Genomic DNA, 22,138 nt, shown 5'->3' with positions numbered 1-22,138 from the left:
TGTCTGATAAATTGTTAAAGAGCAGTGCGAACGCGGCTTAACCGGCGGTTCGCGAGGTGGCGTATATTACGCTTTCCTCTTACAGAGTCAACCCTGTTTTACAGAATTTTCTCTTCATCATTCAGCGCCGGGCGTCTGCCCTGCTGCCGTTCGATGGAGGCGCATTATAGGGATGCCTCAGGGGAAGGCAAGCATAAAAATGAACTTTTTTATTGTTCGCTGAAACTTCACGCAAAACGACGCTTTTTAACCCTGTTTTATGCGTGAAGGCAAGTCTGCAAGGCTATCGATTACCCAGTCTGCTGCTTTTTCACCCTCGGCCGTAACGGCTTTACCGCTACGCACTAAAACCTTTTTCCCCACGCCTGCCGCCTGCGCCGCCTGCATGTCCTCGGGTTTATCGCCAACCATATAAGAGGCGGCCATATCGATATTCAGGTCGCGTTGCGCGCTGAGCAGCATGCCGGGGGCGGGCTTACGGCAATCACACGACTGCCGATAAGCCTCTACCGCCGCGTCAGGGTGGTGCGGACAGAAGTAGATACCATCAAGATCGACATCGCGATCCGCCAGCGACCAGTCCATCCATTCGGTCAAACGCATAAAGGTATCTTCCGTGAACATTCCGCGCGCAATGCCGGACTGATTCGACACCATCACCAGCGCGAAGCCCATACTTTTTAGTTCTTTCATCGCCTCGATAGCGCCATCGATAAAATGGAACTTATCGATTTCATGTACATAACCATGATCGACATTTATGGTGCCGTCGCGATCGAGAAATATTGCCGGGACTTTGTCTGTCACGTAGAAACTCCTGCTGCAAAAGATGTGCATAAGTATCGCATGATTAGGTCGCGGGAGAGAATGACAGTTTGAGTGACTTTCATTGATTCAGCCGTCTGGATGCCTTACCATCCACCCGCATGCCGCACTGCCGGTATCTTTTCAAATGAACGCCACGGATAACTGCATTACCAAATAAAATGATAAAACTTTCGAATATCACAAAAGTGTTCCAGCAAGGCACACGCACGATAACGGCGCTGTCAGACGTCAGCCTGCACGTGCCTGCGGGGCAAATTTACGGCGTCATTGGCGCATCCGGCGCGGGGAAAAGTACGTTAATCCGCTGCGTTAACCTGCTTGAGCGTCCGACGTCAGGCAGCGTGCTGGTTGATAATCAGGATCTCACCACCCTTTCAGAAAGCCAGCTTACCCAGGCGCGGCGTCAGATCGGCATGATTTTTCAGCATTTCAATCTGATGAACTCGCGCACCGTGGCGGGTAACGTCGCGTTGCCGCTGGAGTTAGGCAAGCTCTCGCGTGATGAAATCAAAACGCGCGTCCGTGAATTGCTTGAGCTGGTTGGCCTTGCCGACAAACAGGATGCGTGGCCCGCAAATCTCTCTGGCGGTCAGAAGCAGCGCGTTGCTATTGCCCGCGCGCTGGCCAGTAATCCGAAGGTGCTGCTGTGCGATGAAGCAACCAGCGCGCTCGATCCGGCGACAACGCGCGCCATCCTTGAACTGTTAAAAGATATTAACCGCCGTCTGGGCATTACCATACTGCTGATCACGCATGAAATGGACGTGGTGAAACGTATTTGCGATCGGGTAGCGGTCATCAGCCAGGGTGAGTTGATTGAACAGGATACGGTAAGCGAAGTGTTCTCGCATCCCAAGACGCCGCTGGCGCAGCAGTTTATTCAGTCCACGCTGCATCTGGATATTCCGGAAGACTATTCCGCGCGGCTGTCGGCAGAAAGCCAATCGGATCGCGTTCCTTTATTGCGCCTTGAATTCACCGGCCAGTCGGTCGATGCGCCGCTGCTCTCTGAGTCAGCGCGCCGCTACAATGTGAATAACAATATTATCAGCGCGCAGATGGATTATGCCGGCGGCGTCAAATTCGGCATCATGCTGACCGAAATGCACGGCAACACGGCGGACACGCAGGCCGCCATTGAATTTTTGCAAGCGCACCACGTGAAAGTAGAGGTATTAGGCTATGTCTGAAGCAATGATGTGGCTGCTGGGTCGCGGCATTTGGGAAACGCTGATGATGACCTTTGTCTCCGGTTTCTTCGGTTTTGTTCTTGGCCTGCCGGTGGGCGTGCTGCTTTACGTGACCCGGCCGGGACAGATCATGTCAAGCGTGAAGCTCTACCGTACGCTGTCGGCGGCGGTAAATATTTTCCGCTCGATCCCTTTCATTATTCTGCTGGTCTGGATGATCCCCTTTACCCGCATGGTGGTGGGAACATCAATCGGTTTGCAGGCGGCCATTGTGCCGCTCACCGTTGGCGCGGCCCCCTTTATCGCGCGCATGGTGGAAAACGCACTGCTTGAGCTGCCTTCGGGACTGATTGAAGCATCCCGCGCCATGGGCGCCACGCCGTTGCAGATCGTTTGCAAAGTGTTGCTGCCGGAAGCGCTGCCGGGGCTGGTGAATGCCGCCACCATTACGCTAATTACGCTGGTAGGCTATTCTGCAATGGGTGGCGCGGTGGGCGCGGGCGGACTGGGCCAGATTGGTTATCAGTATGGCTATATCGGCTACAACGCTACCGTGATGAACACGGTCCTGATATTGCTGGTCGTGCTGGTGTATTTGATTCAATTCTGCGGCGACCGCATTGTACGCGTGGTCACGCACCGATAAAAAACCGTTCATATTGATTAAGGAAGGGATATGTCTTTTAACGTAAAAACATTTGCCGCTGTGGCTGCGCTGATGGGTTCACTGGCTCTGGCAGGCTGCGATCAGAAAGAAAAAGATCCGAATCACATCAAGGTTGGCGTGATCGTCGGTAGCGAGCAGCAGGTTGCTGAAGTGGCGAAAAAAGTCGCAAAAGATAAGTTTGGCCTCGACGTCGAGCTGGTCACCTTTAACGACTACGTGCTGCCGAATGAAGCGCTGAGCAAAGGCGATATCGATGCCAACGCCTTCCAGCATAAACCTTACCTGGATCAGCAGATCAAGGATCGCGGCTACAAGCTGGTTTCCGTGGGTAACACCTTTGTCTATCCTATCGCAGGTTACTCCAGAAAAATCAAATCATTAGATGAGTTACAAAACGGCGCACAGGTTGCCATTCCCAACGATCCTACTAACCTGGGCCGATCGCTGCTGCTGTTACAGAAAGTGGGCCTGATCAAGCTCAAAGAGGGCGTGGGCCTGATGCCAACCTCGCTGGATGTGATCGAAAACCCGAAAAACATCAAGCTGGTTGAGCTGGAAGCTCCGCAGTTGCCACGTTCACTGGACGATCAGCAGATTGCCCTGGCTGTAATCAACACCACCTACGCCAGCCAGATCAATCTGACGCCAGCTAAAGATGGCATCTTTGTGGAAGACAAAGACTCACCATACGTCAATATGATCGTTGCGCGTGAAGATAATAAAGACGCAGAGAACGTGAAAAAATTCGTTCAGGCGTATCAGACTGACGACGTCAATGAAGCGGCCAACAAGATCTTCAACGGCGGCGCAGTGAAAGGCTGGTAATTACTGCATTTTTATGCGGGACAGGCTGCAAAGCGGGCTAAATGCCCGCTTTGTTCTTTCCGGATCCCTTGTTATTTCTCCCTGAGATTGTTTCAATAACGCCACTTTTACCGAATGTGAGGATTTTCCCATGCGTGTTCTACCGCTCTGTTTGTTAGCCCTCTCGCTCACAGGGTGTTCGCTGCTGCATAAGCCTTACAAACCTGTTGAGCCTTTTAAGCCAACCCCGCAAACGGAGTCAACACGCGTTAAGCCCACGCCGCGTCCTAACATGGTAAAACTCTATACTGACGCCGGCGATCTGGTGAGCAAACCTTTCCGCGATCTGGGCGAAGTGTATGGCGAAGACTGTCAGGCCAGCGCGCAAAACTCGCCGCCGAACATCAATACCGCCCGCAAAAGAATGCAGATCCGCGCGTCTTCCATGAAGGCCAACGCCGTACTGCTGCACCATTGCGAAGTCGTCAGCAGCGCTCAGGGCTGTTATCGCCAGGCCGTTTGCCAGGGCTCCGCGCTGAAAGTGTCGAACCAATGAGTTCCTTTTCCTTCCAGAAAATCGGCACTATTCACTCTCCCTGGAAGGAAAAATTTGCCGTTCCCCGCCAGCCTGGCCTGATTGAGGACGGCGGCGGCGAGCTTCACCTTCACGCGCCGTACAATCAGCCCGAAGCCGTACGCGGACTGGAATCGTTCAGCCATTTGTGGTTGCTGTTTGTCTTCCATCAAACCATGGCGGGCGGCTGGCGACCAACGGTGCGCCCTCCACGGCTGGGCGGCAACGCGCGCATGGGCGTGTTCGCCACGCGATCCACATTTCGTCCGAATCCCATCGGCATGTCGCTGGTCGAGCTGACCGGCATTCGCAGCGAAAAAGGCAGCGTTGTGCTGGAGCTGGGCAGTCTGGATCTGGTAGACGGTACGCCGGTTGTTGATATCAAACCCTACCTGCCCTTTGCGGAATCAATACCCGACGCGCGGGCTGGCTTTGCGCAGCAGGCGCCTGCCGCCACGATGCCGGTATCATTTTCATCGCAGGCCGGGCAGCAAATTGCTGCATACGCGCAGTACTATCCGCACCTGGCACGCTTTATTGCGCAGGTTCTGGCGCAGGATCCCCGGCCAGCTTACCGTCAGGGCGAAGAGCCGGATCGCGAATACGCCGCCTGGGTGCTCGATTTCAACGTGCGCTGGCGGGTGAATGCAAGCGGAACAGAAGTGATTGCGGTCGATCGCCGTTAATTTATTTCTCTGCATCTTTTGAGTCCCCTGCCGCGCTGGTACACTAGCCGCCAGATTTTTACAGCGCACTGTATCGCTTAACGGGAATGGTAACTCATGCGTACGACTCAATATCTGCTCTCCACACAAAAGGAAACGCCTGCCGACGCCGAAGTCATCAGCCATCAGCTGATGCTACGCGCAGGGATGATCCGCAAACTGGCTTCCGGTCTTTATACCTGGCTGCCGACCGGCCTGCGCGTACTGAAGAAAGTTGAAAACATCGTGCGTGAAGAGATGAACAACGCCGGTGCCATTGAGATCTCCATGCCGGTCGTTCAGCCAGCGGATTTGTGGCAGGAGAGCGGACGCTGGGAGCAGTATGGCCCGGAACTGCTGCGCTTTGTCGATCGCGGCGATCGCCCTTTCGTTCTTGGCCCGACGCATGAAGAAGTGGTGACCGATCTGATCCGCAACGAGCTGAGTTCCTATAAGCAACTGCCGCTGAACGTTTATCAGATCCAGACCAAGTTTCGCGACGAAGTGCGCCCGCGTTTTGGCGTGATGCGCGGTCGCGAATTCATTATGAAAGACGCGTACTCATTCCACACCTCGCAGGAATCGCTTCAGGCAACCTACGATGATATGTACCGCGCCTACAGCCAGAGCTTCAGCCGGATGGGGCTGAATTTCCGCGCGGTACAGGCGGATACCGGTTCAATCGGCGGCAGTGCGTCACACGAGTTCCAGGTGCTGGCAGAGAGCGGCGAGGACGATATCGTTTTCTCTACTGAATCTGACTACGCGGCCAATATTGAGATGGCCGAAGCCGTCGCGCCAGCGGGCGGTCGTCCGGACGCAACGCAGGCGTTGAAAGAGATTGATACGCCCGATGCAAAAACCATTGCCGCGCTGGTTGAGCAGTTTGGCCTGCCGATTCGAAAAACCGTTAAGACGCTGCTGGTGAAAGCAACGCCAGAAAGCGGTCATTCGCTGGTAGCGCTGCTGGTGCGCGGCGATCACGAACTGAACGACGTGAAAGCAGAGAAGATCGATATCGTTGCGGCGCCGTTAACCTTCGCCAGCGAAGACGAAATCCGTGCGGCCACCGGCGCAGGCCCGGGTTCGCTCGGTCCGATTGGCCTGACGATACCGGTGGTTGTCGATCGCACCGTCGCCGCCATGAGCGATTTCAGCGCGGGCGCCAACGTTGACGGCAAGCACTTTACCGGCATCAACTGGCAGCGCGATCTGCCTTTACCCCGCGTGGCGGACATCCGTAACGTGGTGGAAGGCGACGCCAGCCCGGACGGAAAAGGCACGCTGATGATCAAACGCGGCATCGAAGTCGGTCATATATTCCAGCTCGGCACAAAATACTCCGAGGCGATGAAAGCGTCCGTACAGGGCGAAGACGGCCGCAATCAGATACTGACCATGGGATGTTACGGCATCGGTATCAGCCGCATTGTGGCTGCCGCCATTGAGCAGAATCACGACGATCGCGGCATAATCTGGCCTGCGGCGCTGGCGCCTTTCCAGGTAGCGATCCTGCCGATGAACATGCACAAATCGTTTCGCGTTAAAGAGCTGGCGGAAGAGATTTACAACCAGCTTCGCGCCAGCGGCATTGATGCGATCCTCGACGATCGTAAAGAGCGTCCGGGCGTGATGTTTGCAGATATGGAGCTGATTGGCGTGCCGCATACCATTGTGATTGGCGATCGCAATCTCGATAACAACGAAATCGAGTACAAATCCCGTCGCGAAGGCGAGAAGCGGATGATCAGCACTGACGCTATCGTCGACTTCCTGATCGCTGAAATCAACGGCTAAGCGTTTCGCCCGACAGGCCGTTTTTGCGGCCTGTCGTTATTATCACTTCACCGTTTTCACCGGCATCAGCTGATAACGATGCGTTGAACGGATCGGCAGTCCTTCCTTATCCAGCATCTCCAGCCCGTCATTCAACGGCCGGAAATAGCGCTTCTCTCCTTTATCCGATACCAGCACCAGCCGTTCTGCCGTTCGGGTCCAACGGCCCTGCTGCGCGGTACTCTCTTCGTTGGTTCCGCTATAGCGCTCGTTCAGCATATAGCGACCGCCCTGACGCAGCGAAAGTGAAACCTGAATGCCTGCGCAATCGGCGCAAGGGAGGGTTCCCTGATAAGTTTCGGCCATGGTTTCAGGCGTCTCTGCGACCGGCGCAGCATCATGATTCTGACATCCCACCAGCGGCCCCGCTAACAGCGTTGCCAGCAGCGCAATAACGCTCTTTTTCATTCTCTTCTCCTGCATCAGTCAGTCCGGCACGCGGCGCATTTTGCCGCGCAAAGATTTAATCGTAGCCTTGCGCGTTTTACTTTCCAGCCGGCGCTTTTTCGATGACAGCGTCGGCCGCGTCGCGCGTCGCGTTTTCTCCGGTGCCGTCAGCTCACGGATTAAATTTTCAAGCCGCTTCAGCGCCGCTTCCCGGTTCATCTCCTGGCTGCGGTACTCCTGAGCTTTGATGATCACCACGCCATCAGGGGTGATCAGATGATGGCTGGCGGCAAGCAGGCGAGATTTGTAAAACCCGGGCAGGCTGGAGGCGTGCACGTTAAAACGCAGGTGGATCGCCGTCGAGGTTTTATTCACATTCTGACCGCCCGCGCCCTGCGCCCGGATCGCAGTGATCTCAAGCTCGCCGTCGGGGATGACCACGTTCTGCGACAGAACAATCATGCCAGCTTGCCGTTAATCAGCCAGTCGGTAAAGTGCAGCTCCAGATGATGCTGCTCGTCCGAAAGCCAGATGGTGCCGTCCTGAATGGTGGCCTGGAGCGTCATTGAACGCGAGGCAAGTTGTGTCAGCGCCTTAAGCTGTTCATCATCCAGGAAACGTACGGTCAGATTATCCTGCTGCGCCAGGCGAGCCTGGTTTTGTTGCCACCAAATCTGCGCGGCGCGGGCGTTGTACGTATATAAGCAGACTTCGCCTGAGCGGCTGCATGCTTTTTTTATTCTGCGTTCGTCCGGCAGGCCCAACTCCACCCACAGTTCGATGCCGTTATGGTCGTTCATTCGCCAGATTTCAGGCTCATCCTCCGCGCTCAGGCCGCGCGTAAACGTCAGCCGCTCGTGCGCGTTGACCAGCCAGGCCACCAGCCGCAGCATCAGGCGCTCTTCCGTTTCTGAAGGATGGCGGGCCAGCGTCAGGTTGCTGTCGAGAAAGACCGATCGGTCCATGTCCGCCACGTTGACGGCGGCTTTATAGATTGTTGCTTTAAGTGCCATAAAATTCCTTATCCATATTGCCGCCTATTGTACCTCAGGCTTCAGCAAATCACTCGCCACCTGGCTGATTTCGCCGTACAGCCTGTGCTATAGTCGTGAAATCAACGAAGAAAATGTGGTCCGGGAGGTGCACTTGCAAAAGTATTGTGATTTAGTTCGCCAGAAATACGCCCAAATCGGCAGTGGCGATCTGGGATACGTGCCGGACGCCCTGGAATGCGTGTTGAAAGCACTCAATGAGGTAGCGGCAAACGATGCGCTACACTCTTCCATCAGGGAACAGGCAGCGTTTGCTGCTGCTAACTTATTGGTGAGTGATTATGTTGACGAATGAAGCCTATAAACCCATTAACTGCGACGATTACGACAACCTGGAACTTGCCTGTCAGAAGAGCTGGGTGCTGGCGCTTGAGCTGAAAAACGGTGAAGTGCTACAGGCGAAAGCGACAGATATGATATCGCGTAAAAACGTTGAATATCTGGCGGTCGATCTCTCAGGCGAGGTTCGCGAATTACGCCTCGACCACATCGCGCGTTTCAGCCATCCTGAGCTGGGTACCGTTTCGGTCAGCGAGTCTGATTAATCCTGCGGGACGGAACCACCTCCGTCCCTTCCCTTCATCAGGGCTTCATACTGGCATACCACGCCGCCAAATCATCAATGTCCTCATCGCTCAGTCCCGAAACAAACGCCTTCATCACCTCCGCCTGGCCACCGCTGCGTTCCCCTTTTTTATAAGCATGCATAGCGTGAGCCAGATAGTCGGCGTGCTGCCCGGCCAGGTTGGGATAAAGTGTTACTTTCGCCTTGCCTTCCGCACCGTGGCAGGCCTGACAGCTCGCTGATTTTTGCTGCCCGGCGGCGGGATTGCCCGCTGCAAAGGCTGGCAGCGCGACGGCATAAACCGCCAGCGCCACTAACTTTAAACGCACATTCATGAATTTTTGCTCCACGCAAGCTGCCAACACGGCGACGCTGCCGCCTCGCCTTCGCGCGTGACAAATACGCCGACGGCTGAAATTAAGTTTTCGTTATAGAAGATCAGCGGCGTGCGCTCACGCTGCCACGGCGGTACGCCCAACGCCTGCCAGATCTTTTTCAACGGGCGGCTTCCCGCTCGCCCTGACAGGTGAAACTGTCCCTGCGCACGAAAACGCACGCTGACCGACTCGTTCTCCGCCGGTGTGCGCACCCGCGTTTCCCCCTCGCCCATGCTGAGCCGGCCCAGCCCGTCTGGCAACATCAGCGGCGCAAAAGGCGGTGACCAGTCAATCACCGTATCGGCTATGGATAGGGTAACAGGCAGCCAGTAGAGACGGTCGCGAAAACGACGGACTTCTGCGCTACCGCAGACCAGGCGCGGAACGGCGTCCTCCCGACTACAGGCAACCTCCTGCCAGATACGCCGAATCGCGTCTCTCGATGGCATCAGCCCCTGCTGTCCGGCAATCCAGCGACGCAGCAGCGCGGCGCGTTTCGCTTCGCTCATCTTTTCAAGCGGCCGAAACCACAGCGCGCCCTCGTCATTTACCAGTTCAGAGAGCGTTTCCGCCAGCAGCTCGTTCAGCAGTTGTTCCTGCTCTGCGCAGAGCTCCGCGCTGCGCGCGGCGGCCTGCGCAAAATGCGGCCAGCGCGCGGAGAGCTGCGGCACTATCTCCCGGCGTAAAAAGTTGCGGTCAAAGCGACGATCCTGATTGCTGTCGTCTTCAATCCACGTCAGATGATGCGCGGCGGCCCACGACGCCAGCGCGTCACGGGAGCAGGAGAGCAACGGACGCAGGTGATGCCGCGCCGCGTGCGGCATGGCGGACAGCCCCGCCGGGCCGCTACCGCGCTTCAGCGCCAGCAACAGCGTTTCGCACTGATCGTCCAGATGCTGCGCGGTAAGCAGGCACTCATTTTCTGCCCGATGCTGAGCAAAAGCGGCATAGCGCGCCGCGCGTGCGGCAGCTTCAACGCCGTGATTTTTTGCATCAATGGTCACCCGCACCACGTCCAGCGGCACCTGCCATGCGTCGCACTGCCGCTGGCAATGTTTCACCCAGCGATCGGCATACGCGCTGAGCCCGTGATGAATATGGATGGCGCGCAGTTTCAGCGACGGGCGCTGCTCGCGCAGCAGCACCAGTTGGTGAAGCAGAACGCTGGAATCCAGTCCGCCGCTGTAGGCCACCAGCAGCTGTTGGCGGCCGGCAAGATGATGTTCGAGTGTGAGTAAAGCTGACATAGCGTTCCGCAAAAGAAATAAATCCTGCGCCAGTTTACGCCTGATACAGCTCCAGCGGCAAACCGTCCGGGTCGCTGAAGAAGGTAAAGCGTTTATCGGTCAGCGGATCAACGCGGATCGCTTCGCAGTTGACGCCTTTAGTCGTCAGGTGCTGCACCGCCGCGTCAATATCCTCCACGCAAAACGCCAGATGACGCAGCCCGCAGGCTTCCGGTTGCGTAGGCCGCGCGGGCGGCGACGGAAATGAAAACAGTTCGATGACGTACTGCCCGTTCAGCGCGAGATCGCCTTTCCAGGAGTCACGCGCCTCGCGATAGACTTCTTCTTGCAGCGTAAAGCCCAGTATGTCGCAGTAAAACGCCTTACTGGTTTCATAATCGCTGGCGATGATTGCAATATGATGAATGTGGCTGATTGTTAACATGATTATCCTTTTCTGATGGCGGCGCGTCATACGCTACGCCGTTACTTACGGCGTAACAATGGCACAATTCTGCATTCACGCCTTCAGCACACGCACTAAATACTGACCTTCTTCCGTCAATCGCGCACCGTGAATATCCGTTTCAAAGCCCGGGTAGTGTTTACCGATGGTGCAGAGCATCAGCAGAAAATCGAGCACTGCACGGCTCTCTTCGGTAACCATCTCGCCCGGCATTACCACCGGCACGCCTGGCGGATAGGGCAGGATCATATTGGCCGACACTCGCCCGACCATTTCACTGATATCCACCGTTTCCACGTTGCCCTGCACCTGCTGCTGAAACATCTGGTGCGGCGTCATCTTCATTTCCGGCAGCGTTGAAAAGGCCTGAAGCATCAGGCGCGGCAGATCGTGTTCGCGGATCAGGCGATGAATGCCCTGCGCCAGCGTCTGAATACGCATATTACGGTAGAAATCAGGATCCTCCGCATAAAGATCCGGCAGCATGTTTCTGACCCGCAGATTGAGATCGTAGGCACGTTTGAACTCCGTCAGTCCACGCAGCACGCTCATCGCTTTGGTTTTATCGATGCCAATGCTGAATAAGAACAGCAGATTGTAAGGGCCGGTTTTCTCCACCACCACGCCGCGTTCGTCCAGGAATTTGGCCACCAGCGCGGCCGGAATACCCTCCTCCGCCATCTCGCCCTGCTCGCTCATGCCGGGCGTGAGAATGGTGACCTTGATCGGATCGAGGTACATATGATCAGCATCGGCGTCCACAAAGCCATGCCACGCCTCATCCCCTGGCTGAATCGGCCAGCATTCCGGCTCGTCCACGCCTTCCGGCTGCCAGATATCAAAGAACCAGCCGTCGGACTCTTCACGAAGCCGCTGGACCTCACGCCGGAAATGCAGCGCCCGCTCAACCGAGCGATTGATTAACCGCTTGCCCGGATTGCCGCGCAGCATCGCCGCCGCGGTTTCAATTGATGCAACAATCGCGTAGTTCGGCGAGGTGGTGGTGTGCATCATGTAGGCTTCGTTAAAGGTCTGCTCGTCATAATCGCCCTTGATATGAATGAGCGACGCCTGCGAAAACGCGGCCAGCAGCTTGTGCGTGGACTGCGTTTCATAAATTACTTTGCCCGGTGTACGCTCGCCGCTCATGCCGCTCAGCCCGCTGTAAATCGGGTGAAAATTGGTGTACGGCACCCACGCGGAGTCGAAGTGAATGGAGGGCACCTCAAGCGTGTCTTTAATATATTGCGTGTTGTACAGCAGCCCGTCGTAGGTGGAGTTGGTGATCACCGCATGAACCGGCCAGCTGGCGCGCTCGGTTTGTGCCACTTTCAGCGCAATACTCGCTTTAGTGAACTCGCGTTTAGGAATACCGCCGAGAATACCCAGCGCGTTGCGCGTTGGTTTAAGCCAGATGGGAATGATATCGCTCATCATCAGCAGATGCGTCAGCGACTTGTGGCAGTTGCGATCGATCAGTACCGTGCTGCCTGCCGGTGCCGCATACATGCCAACAATTTTATTCGAGGTCGAGGTGCCATTCGTCACCATGTAGCTCTGCTCGGCCCCGAAGGTTCTTGCCACATACTCTTCGGCCTCCAGATGCGGGCCGGTGTGATCGAGCAGCGATCCCAATTCGGTGACGGAGATGGAGACATCCGCCTTCAGCGTGTTTGCGCCAAAAAAATCATAAAACAGCGTGCCAACCGGGCTTTTCTGAAAGGCCGTTCCCGCCATATGGCCGGGCGTGCAGAAGGTATATTTCCCCTCTTTTACATAGGTGAACAGCGCTTTGGTCAGCGGCGGCGTAATGGTGTCGAAATATTCGTCAGTGTACTGGCTGATGCGCTGTGCGATCTCTTCTGCCGCGCCCAGCCCGTATTCGAAGAACCAGACGGCCATCCGCATTTCATTGATGCTGACGTCCATCGTGGAGTGTGTATTAATAAACGCGTATAGCGGCAGATACTCATTAAGCTGATTAATTTCGCTACAGAGATCGAAGCTGTATTCGTCCCAGTCGAAAATCACGCCGCAGATGCGCGGATTGTGCTCAATCAGCTTGAGCAAGTCGTTGGCGTCTTTCGGATAGATAGTCTGAAATTTACGGGCATTCAGCGCGTCGTCCAGCTCACGAATGGGTTCGTCTTTATAGAATGCGTTATGGGGGCCCATGATCGCGATAATGTTCAATGCTCACCTCCTGTTGGCGTTGCGGCAAGGAATAAGCATAGCGAAGATGGTGTGCCGGGGCAGAATTATTCTGCCCCGAAGCGATCAGGTCTTATCGTTGACAGCGAAGGTGGGGGCGTTTTGACGGACGGATTCAATCCCGCGCTGAGCGCCCTGTTTACTGGCGTACATTTCGCTGGTAGCGATAATTTCATGGTTACCCGCAATCAGCACAAAATACCAGGGCTGAGATGTATCCTTCTTCGATTTTCTTAATTCGTAATAACCCATATAACCTCCTGTGTAATTAACACGCTCCTGCGCGATGGCGTAATAGAATACATTAATGCGTGAGCAATCAAGCTAAAACATTAATAAATCTGACCTGTCACACAGTTTACGCTTCATATTGCGCCACGCTTTAACTAAATATTAACGGGTTACCCAAAATGACCACGTAATAAGGTTTAATGTAAATTAACTATTCAGGAGGAGGGGATTCAGATCGGAGAATGCAGCGGTTTTCGCCGCTGCATATGCGAAGGGAAGGAATATATTCAGGCGTAACCGTAATTCATCAGGCGCTGATAGCGACGATCCAGCAGCTCTTCCTTGCTGAGTCCGTCCAGCTCGGCCAGATCTTCCAGCAGCTGCGCCTTCAGGGAAGCGCCAATAGCCACCGGATTCCGGTGCGCGCCGCCCAACGGCTCAGGGATCACCGTGTCGATCAACTTCAGCTCTTTCAGGCGGGAGGCGATGATGCCCATCGCTTCGGCGGCCAGCGGGGCTTTGTCCGCGCTCTTCCACAGAATTGAGGCGCAACCTTCCGGCGAAATCACCGAGTAGGTGCTGTACTGCAACATATTCACCTTATCACCCACGCCAATCGCCAGCGCGCCGCCGGAACCCCCCTCACCGATAACGGTGCAGATAACCGGCACTTTCAGGCCAGACATTTCGCGCAGGTTGCGGGCAATCGCCTCGCTTTGCCCGCGCTCTTCGGCGCCGACGCCCGGATAAGCGCCCGGTGTGTCAATAAAGGTCACAATCGGCATATTAAAACGCTCGGCCATTTCCATCAGGCGCAGCGCTTTGCGATAGCCTTCCGGCGCAGGCATGCCGAAGTTACGGCGAATTTTTTCTTTGGTTTCGCGGCCTTTCTGATGACCAATGATCATCACCGGACGATCGTCCAGACGGGCGATGCCGCCAACAATGGCTTTATCATCTGCGTAGGCGCGATCGCCTGCCAGCTCGTCAAAATCGGTAAAGACATTGCGGACGTAGTCCAGCGTATAAGGACGCAAAGGATGGCGCGCCAGCTGCGCAATTTGCCAGGCACCTAAATCGGCGAAGATCTTACGCGTCAGCTCTACGCTTTTCTCACGCAGACGCTGTACTTCTTCGTCCAGATTGATATCCAGTTTTTCATCCTGACGGCCAACCGATTTGAGTGAATCAATTTTCGCCTCAAGCTCTGCGATTGGCTGTTCAAAATCCAGGTAATTAAGACTCATAATAATCCTGTTTTAGTCAAACTCCAGTTCCACCTGCTCTGATCCGATTAGCGATCGCAGATCGTTAAGTAAACGATCGCTGGGCGACACGCGCCACGCTGCGCCAAAGCGCAGTTTCGCCCGCGCATCCTCTCTCTGGTAATAGAGATGTACCGGAATCGTTCCCGAACGATGGGGCTCCAGGGATTGACGGAGACGGTTCAAAAGCTGGTCATCAATTTGCCTGTCTGTCAGCGAGATAGCAAGTCCGCGTGCATATTTTTCGCGGGCTTCATCAATGTCCATCACATCGCGGGCGGTCATTTTAAGGCCGCCGTTGAAATCATCAAAGCTGACCTGTCCGCTGACAATCAGAATACGATCTTTCTCCAGCAGATGCTGGAACCTGTCAAGCGCGTCGGTAAACAACATCACTTCCAGCCGACCAGAACGATCGTCCAGCGTGCAGATGCCAATGCGATTACCGCGTTTTGTCACCATTACGCGGGCCGCGACCACCAGACCAACGGCCATCGTGGTTTTGCCTCGTTCAGTCGGATGCATGTCCTTCAGACGCATACCGCCAACGTAACGCTCTATTTCTTTCAGATACTGATTGATCGGGTGGCCGGTGAGATAAAGACCCAGCGTCTCTCGCTCGCCATCCAGCCTGACCTGTTCCGGCCACGGCGTGACGTCTGCGTAAGACTGCTCGATCTGCTCCGGTTCGTCCGCCAGCACGCCGAACATGTCAGCCTGGCCGATGGCCTCGGCTTTCGCATGCTGATCGGCCGCCTTCAGCGCATCGCCCAGCGCGCTCATCAACGCGGCGCGATGCGGCCCCAGCCGGTCGAAAGCGCCGGACATAATAAGCTTTTCCAGCACGCGGCGGTTGAGTTTTTTTGTATCGGTGCGCGCGCAAAGATCAAACAGCTCGCGAAAGTAGCCATCTTTATTACGTGCTTCAATGATTGCTTCAATCGGCCCCTCACCAACGCCTTTTATGGCGCCGATGCCGTAGACGATTTCGCCGTCATCATTGACGTGGAACTGGTAGAGGCCGGAGTTGATGTCCGGCGGCAGCACCTTCAGACCCATTCGCCAGCACTCATCAACCAGCCCGACCACTTTTTCGGTGTTATCCATATCGGCGGTCATCACTGCCGCCATAAATTCGGCGGGATAATGCGCTTTCAGCCACAGCGTCTGATAAGAAACCAGCGCGTAGGCCGCCGAGTGCGATTTGTTGAAGCCATATCCGGCGAACTTTTCCACCAGATCGAAGATTTTAACCGCCAGTTCGCCGTCAATGCCGCGCGATTTGGCGCCCTCTTCAAAACCGCCGCGCTGTTTGGCCATTTCAACAGGGTTTTTCTTGCCCATGGCGCGGCGCAGCATGTCGGCGCCGCCCAGGCTGTAGCCGGCCAGCACCTGCGCAATCTGCATCACCTGTTCCTGATACAGGATAATGCCGTAGGTCGGTTCCAACACCGGTTTCAGCGACTCATGCTGCCATTGAATATCCGGATAGGAGATCGCTTCACGTCCGTGTTTACGGTCGATAAAGTTGTCCACCATGCCTGACTGAAGCGGGCCGGGGCGGAACAGCGCCACCAGCGCGATCATGTCTTCGAAGCAGTCCGGCTTCAGTCGCTTAATCAGATCCTTCATGCCGCGCGATTCAAGCTGAAACACCGCAGTGGTTTCCGAGCGTTGCAGCATGTCGAAGCTTTTTTTATCTACCAGCGGAATGGCGGCGATATCTATCGGCGGCTCGCCCTGTTTTTTACGCCGGGCGTTGATCATCTCCAGCGCCCAGTCGATGATGGTTAACGTGCGCAGGCCGAGGAAGTCAAACTTCACCAGCCCGGCGTATTCCACGTCGTTTTTGTCGAACTGGGTAACCGGATGGTTGCCGTTTTCATCACAGTAGAGCGGTGCGAAATCGGTGATCTGCGTCGGCGCAATCACCACGCCGCCCGCGTGCTTCCCGGCGTTTCGCGTCACGCCTTCCAGCTTGCGCGCCATATCGATTAGCGCTTTAACTTCTTCATCCGCTTCGTAAACTTCCGGTAGCTGCGGTTCGGCGGCAAACGCTTTCTCCAGCGTCATGCCGGGATCGGGCGGCACCAGCTTTGAAATACGATCGACAAAACCGTACGGATGCCCCAGCACGCGCCCCACGTCACGAATAACCGCTTTCGCCGCCATGGTGCCGAAGGTGATAATCTGCGAAACCGCCTTACGACCGTACATCTCGGCGACGTGCTCAATCACCAGGTCGCGTTTTTCCATGCAGAAGTCGACGTCAAAGTCGGGCATGGAGACGCGCTCAGGGTTGAGGAAGCGTTCGAACAGCAGGTCAAATTCCAGCGGATCGAGATCGGTGATTTTCAATGCATAAGCGACCAGCGAACCCGCGCCGGAACCGCGTCCCGGCCCCACCGGCACGTCGTTATCCTTCGACCACTGGATAAACTCCATCACGATCAGAAAGTAGCCAGGGAATCCCATCTGGTTGATAACGTTAAGTTCGACTTCAAGACGCTCGTCATAGGCGGGCCGTTTTTCCGCGCGTTCAGCGGGATCGGGAAAGAGAAACGCCAGGCGCTCTTCCAGGCCTTCACGCGATTTCACCACCAGAAAATCTTCGGTGGTCATATCACCGGTAGGGAACTGCGGCAGGAAGTACTCGCCGAGGCGGATGGTCACGTTGCAGCGACGGGCGATCTCCACGCTGTTTTGCAGCGCTTCCGGGATGTCCGAAAACAGCTCGCACATTTCGTCAACGCTGCGCATGTACTGCTGCGGGCTGTAATTGCGCGGGCGTTTGGGATCGTCCAGCGTGAAGCCGTCGTGGATCGCCACTCGTATTTCGTGCGCGTCGAAATCATCCGCCTCAAGGAAGCAAACTTCGTTGGTTGCCACCACCGGCACGCCCTGGGCCAGCGCCAGTTCAACGGCGGCATGCACCCAGGTTTCTTCGTCGGCGCGGCCGGTGCGCACCAGTTCAAGGTAGTAACGATCAGGGAAGTGCTGCTGGTAGAAGGCCAGGCATTCGGCCACCATGGTCTGATTGCCGCGTAACAGCATTTTGCCAACGTCGCCGCAGCGCCCGCCGGAGAGCAGAATCAATCCTTCCGACAGCTCGACAAGCCAGTCGCGATCGATGACCGGGCCCGCACCACCATAGCCACGCAGGTAGGCGCGCGAGATCAGCAGCGTGAGATTTTGATAGCCGGTGTTGTTGGCCGCCAGCACCGTCAACTGCGAAAGCTCATCGCCCATCGCCTCACTGGCAACTTTGAAGTCGGCGCCGATAATCGGTTTGATGCCCTGCCCGTGCGCCGTGCCGTAAAACTTCACCAGGCCACAAAGATTGGTGTAGTCGGTAATGGCGATGGCCGGCATCTCAAGCGCCGCCGCTTTTTTCACCAGCGGGCCAGTTTTCGCCAGGCCATCAACCATGGAGTAGTCACTGTGTACGCGTAAATGAATAAAACGAGGTTCGGCCATTTTTTTTCCGCTTAAGTCTGAACTGTACGTACGGCGGCGGCAACCTCAGCATCCAGCAACGCGTTGCGCACCGGCGCAAAACTGCGGCGATGGTGCGGCGTGGCGCCGTGATGGATCAGTTTTTCCAGATGCAGCGCCGTCGGATAACCTTTGTGCTGCGCAAAGCCATATTCGGGGAACAGAAGATCCAGCTCCGCCATCTCTCTGTCACGCGTGACCTTTGCCATAATCGATGCGGCGCTGATTTCCGCCACCAGACTGTCGCCTTTAACCACCGCCTGCGACGGCATCGGCAGCGCCGGGCAGCGATTGCCGTCAATCAGCACGAAGTCCGGCGTAATCGCAAGCCCGGCCACGGCGCGCTGCATCGCCAGCATCGTGGCGTGCAGGATATTCAGGTTGTCGATCTCTTCCGGCTCCGCGCGTCCCAGGCTCCAGCTTAGTGCCTTTTCCTGTATTTCATCGTACAACGCCAGGCGACGCTTTTCCGACAATTTTTTGGAATCCGCCAGGCCCACAATGGGACGACGCGGATCGAGGATCACCGCCGCGGTCACCACTGCGCCCACCAGCGGGCCGCGACCGACTTCGTCAACGCCTGCAATGCAGGCGGCGACGGGGTAAACAAACGGATTCATGGGCACAGCTCCAGTACCGCTGCCGCCGCCTGTTCATCGGCGTTCCAGCGAATTTGATGATGCAATTCCGTGAAGGTTGCCAGCAGTTGGCGGCGGGTTTCGCCTTCCGCCATCAGCGGCTCAAGCGCGGCGGCGAGCAGTTCCGGACGGCACTCATCCTGCAACAGCTCCTTCACCAACTCGCGCCCTGCCAGCAGATTGGGCAGCGAAACATAGTCGGTCTTCACCAGGCGCTTAGCCAGCCAGAAGGTGAAAGGCTTCATGCGGTAACCCACCACCATCGGACACTTCGCCAGCATGCACTCCAGTGCGGCGGTGCCTGATGCCAGCAGCGCGGCGTCGCTGGCGATCATGGCGGCGCGGGCATTGCCATCCAGCAGATGCACGGGCAGATCCGGCGCCACTTCGGCTTTAATCTTCTCGAACTGCTCCCGTCGCCGCGGATTCACCAGCGGCACCACAATTTCCAGCTCCGGCCACCTTTGTCGCAGCAGCATCGCCGTTTTCAGAAAATCGCCGCTGAGCATCTCGACTTCCGCGCTTCGGCTGCCCGGCAGCAGCGCCAGGCAGCGTTTCTCTTCCGCAATCCCCAGTTCGCGACGTGCCGCTTTTTTATCAGGCTCAATCGGCATTGTATCGGCCATGGTGTGACCAATAAAGCGGCAGGGAACGTTAAAACGGTCGTAAAACGCTTTTTCAAAAGGCAGGAACGCCAGCACCATATCGGTGGCACGACCAATTTTGAAAACGCGCTTCTGACGCCAGGCCCAGACCGACGGACTGACATAGTGAATAGTACGAATGCCGCGCTGTTTGAGGCGCCCTTCCAGCGTGATATTAAAATCTGGGGCATCAATGCCCACAAACACGTCCGGCTTCAGCTCGCTGAAACGGCGGGTAAGATCGCTGCGGATTGCCAGCAGGCGGCGCAGACGTCCAACCACTTCGACAATGCCCATAACCGCCAGCTCTTCCATCTCATACCACGCCTCGCAGCCTTCAGCCTGCATCAGCGGGCCGGCAACGCCGACAAAACGCGTGTCGGGATGCTTTTCTCTTAATGCCCGGATCAGACCGGCACCAAGAATATCGCCGGAGGTTTCTCCGGCGACAAGGGCAATCGTTAAGGCGCGCCCGCCTGGCCGGGCGGGATAGCTATCCGATGACAATGGCATAACTTAACGAATCAAACCTCGGGTCGAGCGGGTGAAGAAGTCATAAAACGGCTGCACTTCAGCGTGTTCACGCGCGATTTCAGCGATTTCAGGTTTCGCTTCATCCAGCGTTTTCCCGCTGCGGTACAGAATTTTATAGGCGTTGCGAATGGCATGCAGCGCTTCTTTGCTGAAGCCGCGGCGTTGCAGCCCTACAAGGTTGATGCCGAACGGCGTGGCGTGGTTACCCTGCGCGATGACAAATGGCGGCACGTCCTGCGCGACGCCGGAACAGCCGCCCACCATCACATGTGCGCCAATGATGCAGAATTGATGAACCGCCGTCATGCCGCCGATAATGGCATAGTCATCCACCGTGACATGGCCGCCCAGCGTGGCATTGTTGGCAAGTATGCAGTGGTCGCCAATGATGCAGTCGTGGGCAATGTGCGCGTTAACCATGAGCAGGTTGTCGCTGCCGACTTTGGTCAGGCTGTCAGCCTGAACGGTGCCGCGGTGAATGGTGACGCTTTCGCGGATGCTGTTTCGATCGCCAATCTCCACGCGGGTAGGTTCACCGGCGTATTTCAGATCCTGATTCGCCTCGCCAATGGTGGCAAACTGATAAACAGTGTTGTCTTTGCCGATTTTCGTATGGCCGTTAACAACCACATGCGATTTCAGGACGGTGCCTTCGCCGATGTCGACATGGGCGCCGATGTAGCAAAATGGGCCAATCTGAACGCGAGCGCCAATAACGGCGCCCTCTTCAATCACGGACGAAGGATGGATAACAGCGGATTCATCAATCACGGATTACGCCTCCCGGCTGCGGGCACACATCATCGTTGCTTCGCAGACAATTTTGCCGTCAACGGTCGCCACGCCTTTAAAGCGGGTCAACCCACGGCGAGTTTTCTCGAAGGTGACTTCCATGATCATCTGATCGCCCGGCACGACCGGACGCTTGAAGCGCGCTTCATCGATACCGGCGAAATAGTACAGTTCGCCAGGCTCAAGTTTGCCTACGCTTTTGAACGCAAGAATTCCCGTTGCCTGCGCCATGGCTTCTAAAATCAGCACGCCTGGCAAAATCGGTTTACCAGGGAAGTGTCCCTGGAAAAACGGTTCGTTAACCGATACGTTCTTCACCGCGCGTAAATACTTATGTGGTTCGAATTCAAGTACGCGGTCGACCAGCAGAAACGGATAGCGGTGCGGCAGCAGTTCAATAATCTCTTCAATCTTCAGAGTATGAGTTTCAGTAGTCAAAATACTCTTCCTGTCCTAAAAATAATCTGATGGCATCAATAAGACGGCCTGCAAGGTTCTTAAAATCCCTCGCAGGCCGCGAATCAGTATCCGTGCATCGGGCTCAGCATTCCGTTTTTATCCGTTCGAGCGGTATCACTGGTGCCGATCGTTCGAACTGCGAAAGCTGGCTTCAGACTGGTTGAGAATGCTTAGTCCTGATTGACTTTGCGCTCGACGTTTTTTAAGCGCTTGCTTATTTCATCGATATTCATTACCAGCGCTGCCGTTTTGCGCCAGGTTTTGTTGGGCTGTAGCGGAATGCCGGAGGAGTATACTCCTGGTTCGGTAATTGGTCGCATGACCATTCCCATTCCGGTAACGGTAACTTTGTCACAAATTTCCATGTGGCCGTTTATCACGCTTGCGCCGCCAATCATGCAGTAACGGCCAATTTTTAAACTGCCCGCCATGATCACGCCGCCAGCAACAGCGGTATTGTCGCCAATCACAACGTTATGTGCAATCTGGCACTGGTTATCAATGATAACACCATTCCCGATCTGAGTGTTATCAAGCGCGCCGCGATCGATAGTGGTACAGGCACCGATCTCTACACGATCGCCAATAATGACCGTACCCAACTGAGGAATTTTCACCCAGTTGCCGCGATCGTTAGCGTAACCAAAACCATCTGCGCCGATTACCGTTCCCGACTGAATCAGGCACGCCTTGCCAATTTGCACTTCATGATAAACCGAGACGTTCGCCCATAAACGAGAACCTGCACCGATACGCGCATTTTTTCCAATAAAACAGCCTGCGCCGATGATCACGTTGTCACCCAGTTCAACACCGGACTCGATGACCGCGTTGGCACCCACGCAAACGCCGCTTCCCAGCGTGGCTGAGGCATCAATGACCGCGCTGGACGCGATATTATGCGCCGGCTGCGGCGTGGTATCCAGTATTTGCGCCATGCGGGCATAGGTCAGATAGGGATCGTTAACCACCAGCGCCGCGCCGTTAAAGCAGTCGCGATCGGCCTGCGTCAACACCACGGCGGACGCGTTGCAGTGGGCAAGCTGTTCACGATAGCGGCTGTTGGAAAGAAAGGTGATTTGACCGGATTGGGCGGATTGCATAGAAGCAATGCCAGAGATGACGAGCTCGCCATCTCCGTGCAATTCTGCATCCAACTGCTGGGCTAAATCAGCCAGTCGAATTGAAGACAT

Annotated in this window: 24 protein-coding genes; 8 read left to right on the top strand and 16 right to left on the bottom strand. The window is 55.9% G+C overall.

What is annotated here, in order from left to right:
* Window positions 1–246: 246 nt before the first annotated feature.
* Entirely contained in the window at window positions 247–807 is a 561-nt protein-coding gene (gene gmhB / locus FA91_RS03260) for a D-glycero-beta-D-manno-heptose 1,7-bisphosphate 7-phosphatase (protein WP_034912501.1), read from the bottom strand.
* 179 nt (window positions 808–986) lie between these two features.
* Here gmhB and metN point away from each other — a divergent pair, with 179 nt between their 5' ends.
* The 6 genes from metN (at window position 987) to proS (ending at window position 6,564) form a co-directional block, all read left to right on the top strand.
* The gene (gene metN / locus FA91_RS03255) at window positions 987–2,018 is read left to right on the top strand and encodes a methionine ABC transporter ATP-binding protein MetN (RefSeq protein ID WP_034912500.1); all 1,032 of its coding nucleotides are present in this window, start codon (window positions 987–989) and stop codon (window positions 2,016–2,018) included.
* Window positions 2,011–2,664, top strand: a complete 654-nt coding sequence (locus tag FA91_RS03250) for a methionine ABC transporter permease MetI (protein ID WP_034912498.1) — start codon at window positions 2,011–2,013, stop codon at window positions 2,662–2,664. The genes metN and FA91_RS03250 overlap by 8 nt, the downstream gene beginning before the upstream one ends.
* 30 nt (window positions 2,665–2,694) lie before the next feature.
* Window positions 2,695–3,510, top strand: a complete 816-nt coding sequence (locus FA91_RS03245) for a MetQ/NlpA family lipoprotein (RefSeq protein ID WP_034912495.1) — start codon at window positions 2,695–2,697, stop codon at window positions 3,508–3,510.
* Window positions 3,511–3,640: 130 nt separating this feature from the next.
* Complete coding sequence (rcsF, locus tag FA91_RS03240; protein WP_034912494.1) at window positions 3,641–4,045, top strand: Rcs stress response system protein RcsF; 405 nt, start codon at window positions 3,641–3,643, stop codon at window positions 4,043–4,045.
* On the top strand, window positions 4,042–4,749 hold the full coding sequence (gene tsaA / locus FA91_RS03235; RefSeq protein WP_034912491.1) for a tRNA (N6-threonylcarbamoyladenosine(37)-N6)-methyltransferase TrmO: 708 nt from the start codon (window positions 4,042–4,044) through the stop codon (window positions 4,747–4,749). Before rcsF ends, tsaA begins: the two co-directional genes overlap by 4 nt.
* A gap of 96 nt (window positions 4,750–4,845) precedes the next feature.
* Window positions 4,846–6,564, top strand: a complete 1,719-nt coding sequence (proS, locus tag FA91_RS03230; protein ID WP_034912489.1) for a proline--tRNA ligase — start codon at window positions 4,846–4,848, stop codon at window positions 6,562–6,564.
* Window positions 6,565–6,606: 42 nt separating this feature from the next.
* Here the strand turns inward: proS and FA91_RS03225 are convergent, their stop codons facing one another.
* The 3 genes from FA91_RS03225 to FA91_RS03215 are packed head-to-tail and all read right to left on the bottom strand — an operon-like array spanning window position 6,607 to window position 8,003.
* Window positions 6,607–7,011: a copper resistance protein NlpE N-terminal domain-containing protein gene (locus FA91_RS03225; RefSeq protein WP_051936977.1), complete on the bottom strand. Its 405-nt coding sequence runs from the start codon at window positions 7,009–7,011 to the stop codon at window positions 6,607–6,609.
* 18 nt (window positions 7,012–7,029) lie between these two features.
* On the bottom strand, window positions 7,030–7,452 hold the full coding sequence (gene arfB, locus FA91_RS03220) for an alternative ribosome rescue aminoacyl-tRNA hydrolase ArfB (protein ID WP_034912487.1): 423 nt from the start codon (window positions 7,450–7,452) through the stop codon (window positions 7,030–7,032).
* Complete coding sequence (locus tag FA91_RS03215; RefSeq protein ID WP_034912484.1) at window positions 7,449–8,003, bottom strand: YaeQ family protein; 555 nt, start codon at window positions 8,001–8,003, stop codon at window positions 7,449–7,451. The genes arfB and FA91_RS03215 overlap by 4 nt, the downstream gene beginning before the upstream one ends.
* A 133-nt stretch (window positions 8,004–8,136) precedes the next feature.
* Between FA91_RS03215 and FA91_RS03210 the strand changes: the two genes are divergently transcribed.
* Together FA91_RS03210 and rof are read left to right on the top strand one after the other, a co-directional pair.
* A complete protein-coding gene (locus FA91_RS03210; RefSeq protein ID WP_034918878.1) occupies window positions 8,137–8,337 on the top strand; it encodes a YaeP family protein in 201 nt (66 codons plus the stop codon).
* On the top strand, window positions 8,324–8,587 hold the full coding sequence (gene rof, locus FA91_RS03205; protein WP_034912483.1) for a Rho-binding antiterminator: 264 nt from the start codon (window positions 8,324–8,326) through the stop codon (window positions 8,585–8,587). Before FA91_RS03210 ends, rof begins: the two co-directional genes overlap by 14 nt.
* A gap of 37 nt (window positions 8,588–8,624) precedes the next feature.
* Here the strand turns inward: rof and FA91_RS03200 are convergent, their stop codons facing one another.
* The 12 genes from FA91_RS03200 to lpxD all read right to left on the bottom strand — a co-directional run bounded on the left by FA91_RS03200 (window position 8,625) and on the right by lpxD (window position 22,138).
* A complete protein-coding gene (locus FA91_RS03200) occupies window positions 8,625–8,942 on the bottom strand; it encodes a cytochrome c (RefSeq protein ID WP_034912480.1) in 318 nt (105 codons plus the stop codon).
* On the bottom strand, window positions 8,939–10,231 hold the full coding sequence (gene tilS, locus FA91_RS03195; RefSeq protein ID WP_034912479.1) for a tRNA lysidine(34) synthetase TilS: 1,293 nt from the start codon (window positions 10,229–10,231) through the stop codon (window positions 8,939–8,941). Before tilS ends, FA91_RS03200 begins: the two co-directional genes overlap by 4 nt.
* A 34-nt stretch (window positions 10,232–10,265) precedes the next feature.
* The gene (locus tag FA91_RS03190; RefSeq protein WP_034918877.1) at window positions 10,266–10,655 is read right to left on the bottom strand and encodes a VOC family protein; all 390 of its coding nucleotides are present in this window, start codon (window positions 10,653–10,655) and stop codon (window positions 10,266–10,268) included.
* A 75-nt stretch (window positions 10,656–10,730) separates the two neighbouring features.
* The gene (locus tag FA91_RS03185; protein ID WP_034912478.1) at window positions 10,731–12,869 is read right to left on the bottom strand and encodes a lysine decarboxylase LdcC; all 2,139 of its coding nucleotides are present in this window, start codon (window positions 12,867–12,869) and stop codon (window positions 10,731–10,733) included.
* Window positions 12,870–12,953: 84 nt separating this feature from the next.
* Entirely contained in the window at window positions 12,954–13,139 is a 186-nt protein-coding gene (locus FA91_RS03180; protein WP_034912477.1) for a YegP family protein, read from the bottom strand.
* A 266-nt stretch (window positions 13,140–13,405) separates the two neighbouring features.
* Window positions 13,406–14,365: an acetyl-CoA carboxylase carboxyl transferase subunit alpha gene (gene accA, locus FA91_RS03175; RefSeq protein WP_034912476.1), complete on the bottom strand. Its 960-nt coding sequence runs from the start codon at window positions 14,363–14,365 to the stop codon at window positions 13,406–13,408.
* Window positions 14,366–14,377: 12 nt separating this feature from the next.
* A complete protein-coding gene (gene dnaE, locus FA91_RS03170; protein ID WP_034912475.1) occupies window positions 14,378–17,860 on the bottom strand; it encodes a DNA polymerase III subunit alpha in 3,483 nt (1,160 codons plus the stop codon).
* 11 nt (window positions 17,861–17,871) lie between these two features.
* A complete protein-coding gene (gene rnhB, locus FA91_RS03165; protein ID WP_034912472.1) occupies window positions 17,872–18,498 on the bottom strand; it encodes a ribonuclease HII in 627 nt (208 codons plus the stop codon).
* Window positions 18,495–19,673, bottom strand: a complete 1,179-nt coding sequence (gene lpxB / locus FA91_RS03160) for a lipid-A-disaccharide synthase (RefSeq protein ID WP_051936975.1) — start codon at window positions 19,671–19,673, stop codon at window positions 18,495–18,497. Before lpxB ends, rnhB begins: the two co-directional genes overlap by 4 nt.
* 3 nt (window positions 19,674–19,676) lie before the next feature.
* A complete protein-coding gene (gene lpxA, locus FA91_RS03155) occupies window positions 19,677–20,465 on the bottom strand; it encodes an acyl-ACP--UDP-N-acetylglucosamine O-acyltransferase (RefSeq protein ID WP_034912471.1) in 789 nt (262 codons plus the stop codon).
* A 3-nt stretch (window positions 20,466–20,468) separates the two neighbouring features.
* Window positions 20,469–20,924 carry a 3-hydroxyacyl-ACP dehydratase FabZ gene (gene fabZ, locus FA91_RS03150; RefSeq protein ID WP_034912469.1) on the bottom strand — a complete coding sequence of 152 codons (456 nt, stop codon included), beginning with the start codon at window positions 20,922–20,924 and terminating at the stop codon, window positions 20,469–20,471.
* 191 nt (window positions 20,925–21,115) lie between these two features.
* Window positions 21,116–22,138, bottom strand: coding sequence for a UDP-3-O-(3-hydroxymyristoyl)glucosamine N-acyltransferase (gene lpxD, locus FA91_RS03145; protein WP_034912466.1), 1,023 nt, complete (start codon window positions 22,136–22,138; stop codon window positions 21,116–21,118).

Origin of the sequence: Erwinia sp. 9145, assembly GCF_000745075.1 — a bacterium.
Lineage (GTDB): Bacteria > Pseudomonadota > Gammaproteobacteria > Enterobacterales > Enterobacteriaceae > Erwinia > Erwinia oleae.
The sequence above is the reverse complement of the archived record's forward strand: the minus strand, read 5'-3'. Positions and strand labels throughout refer to the sequence as shown.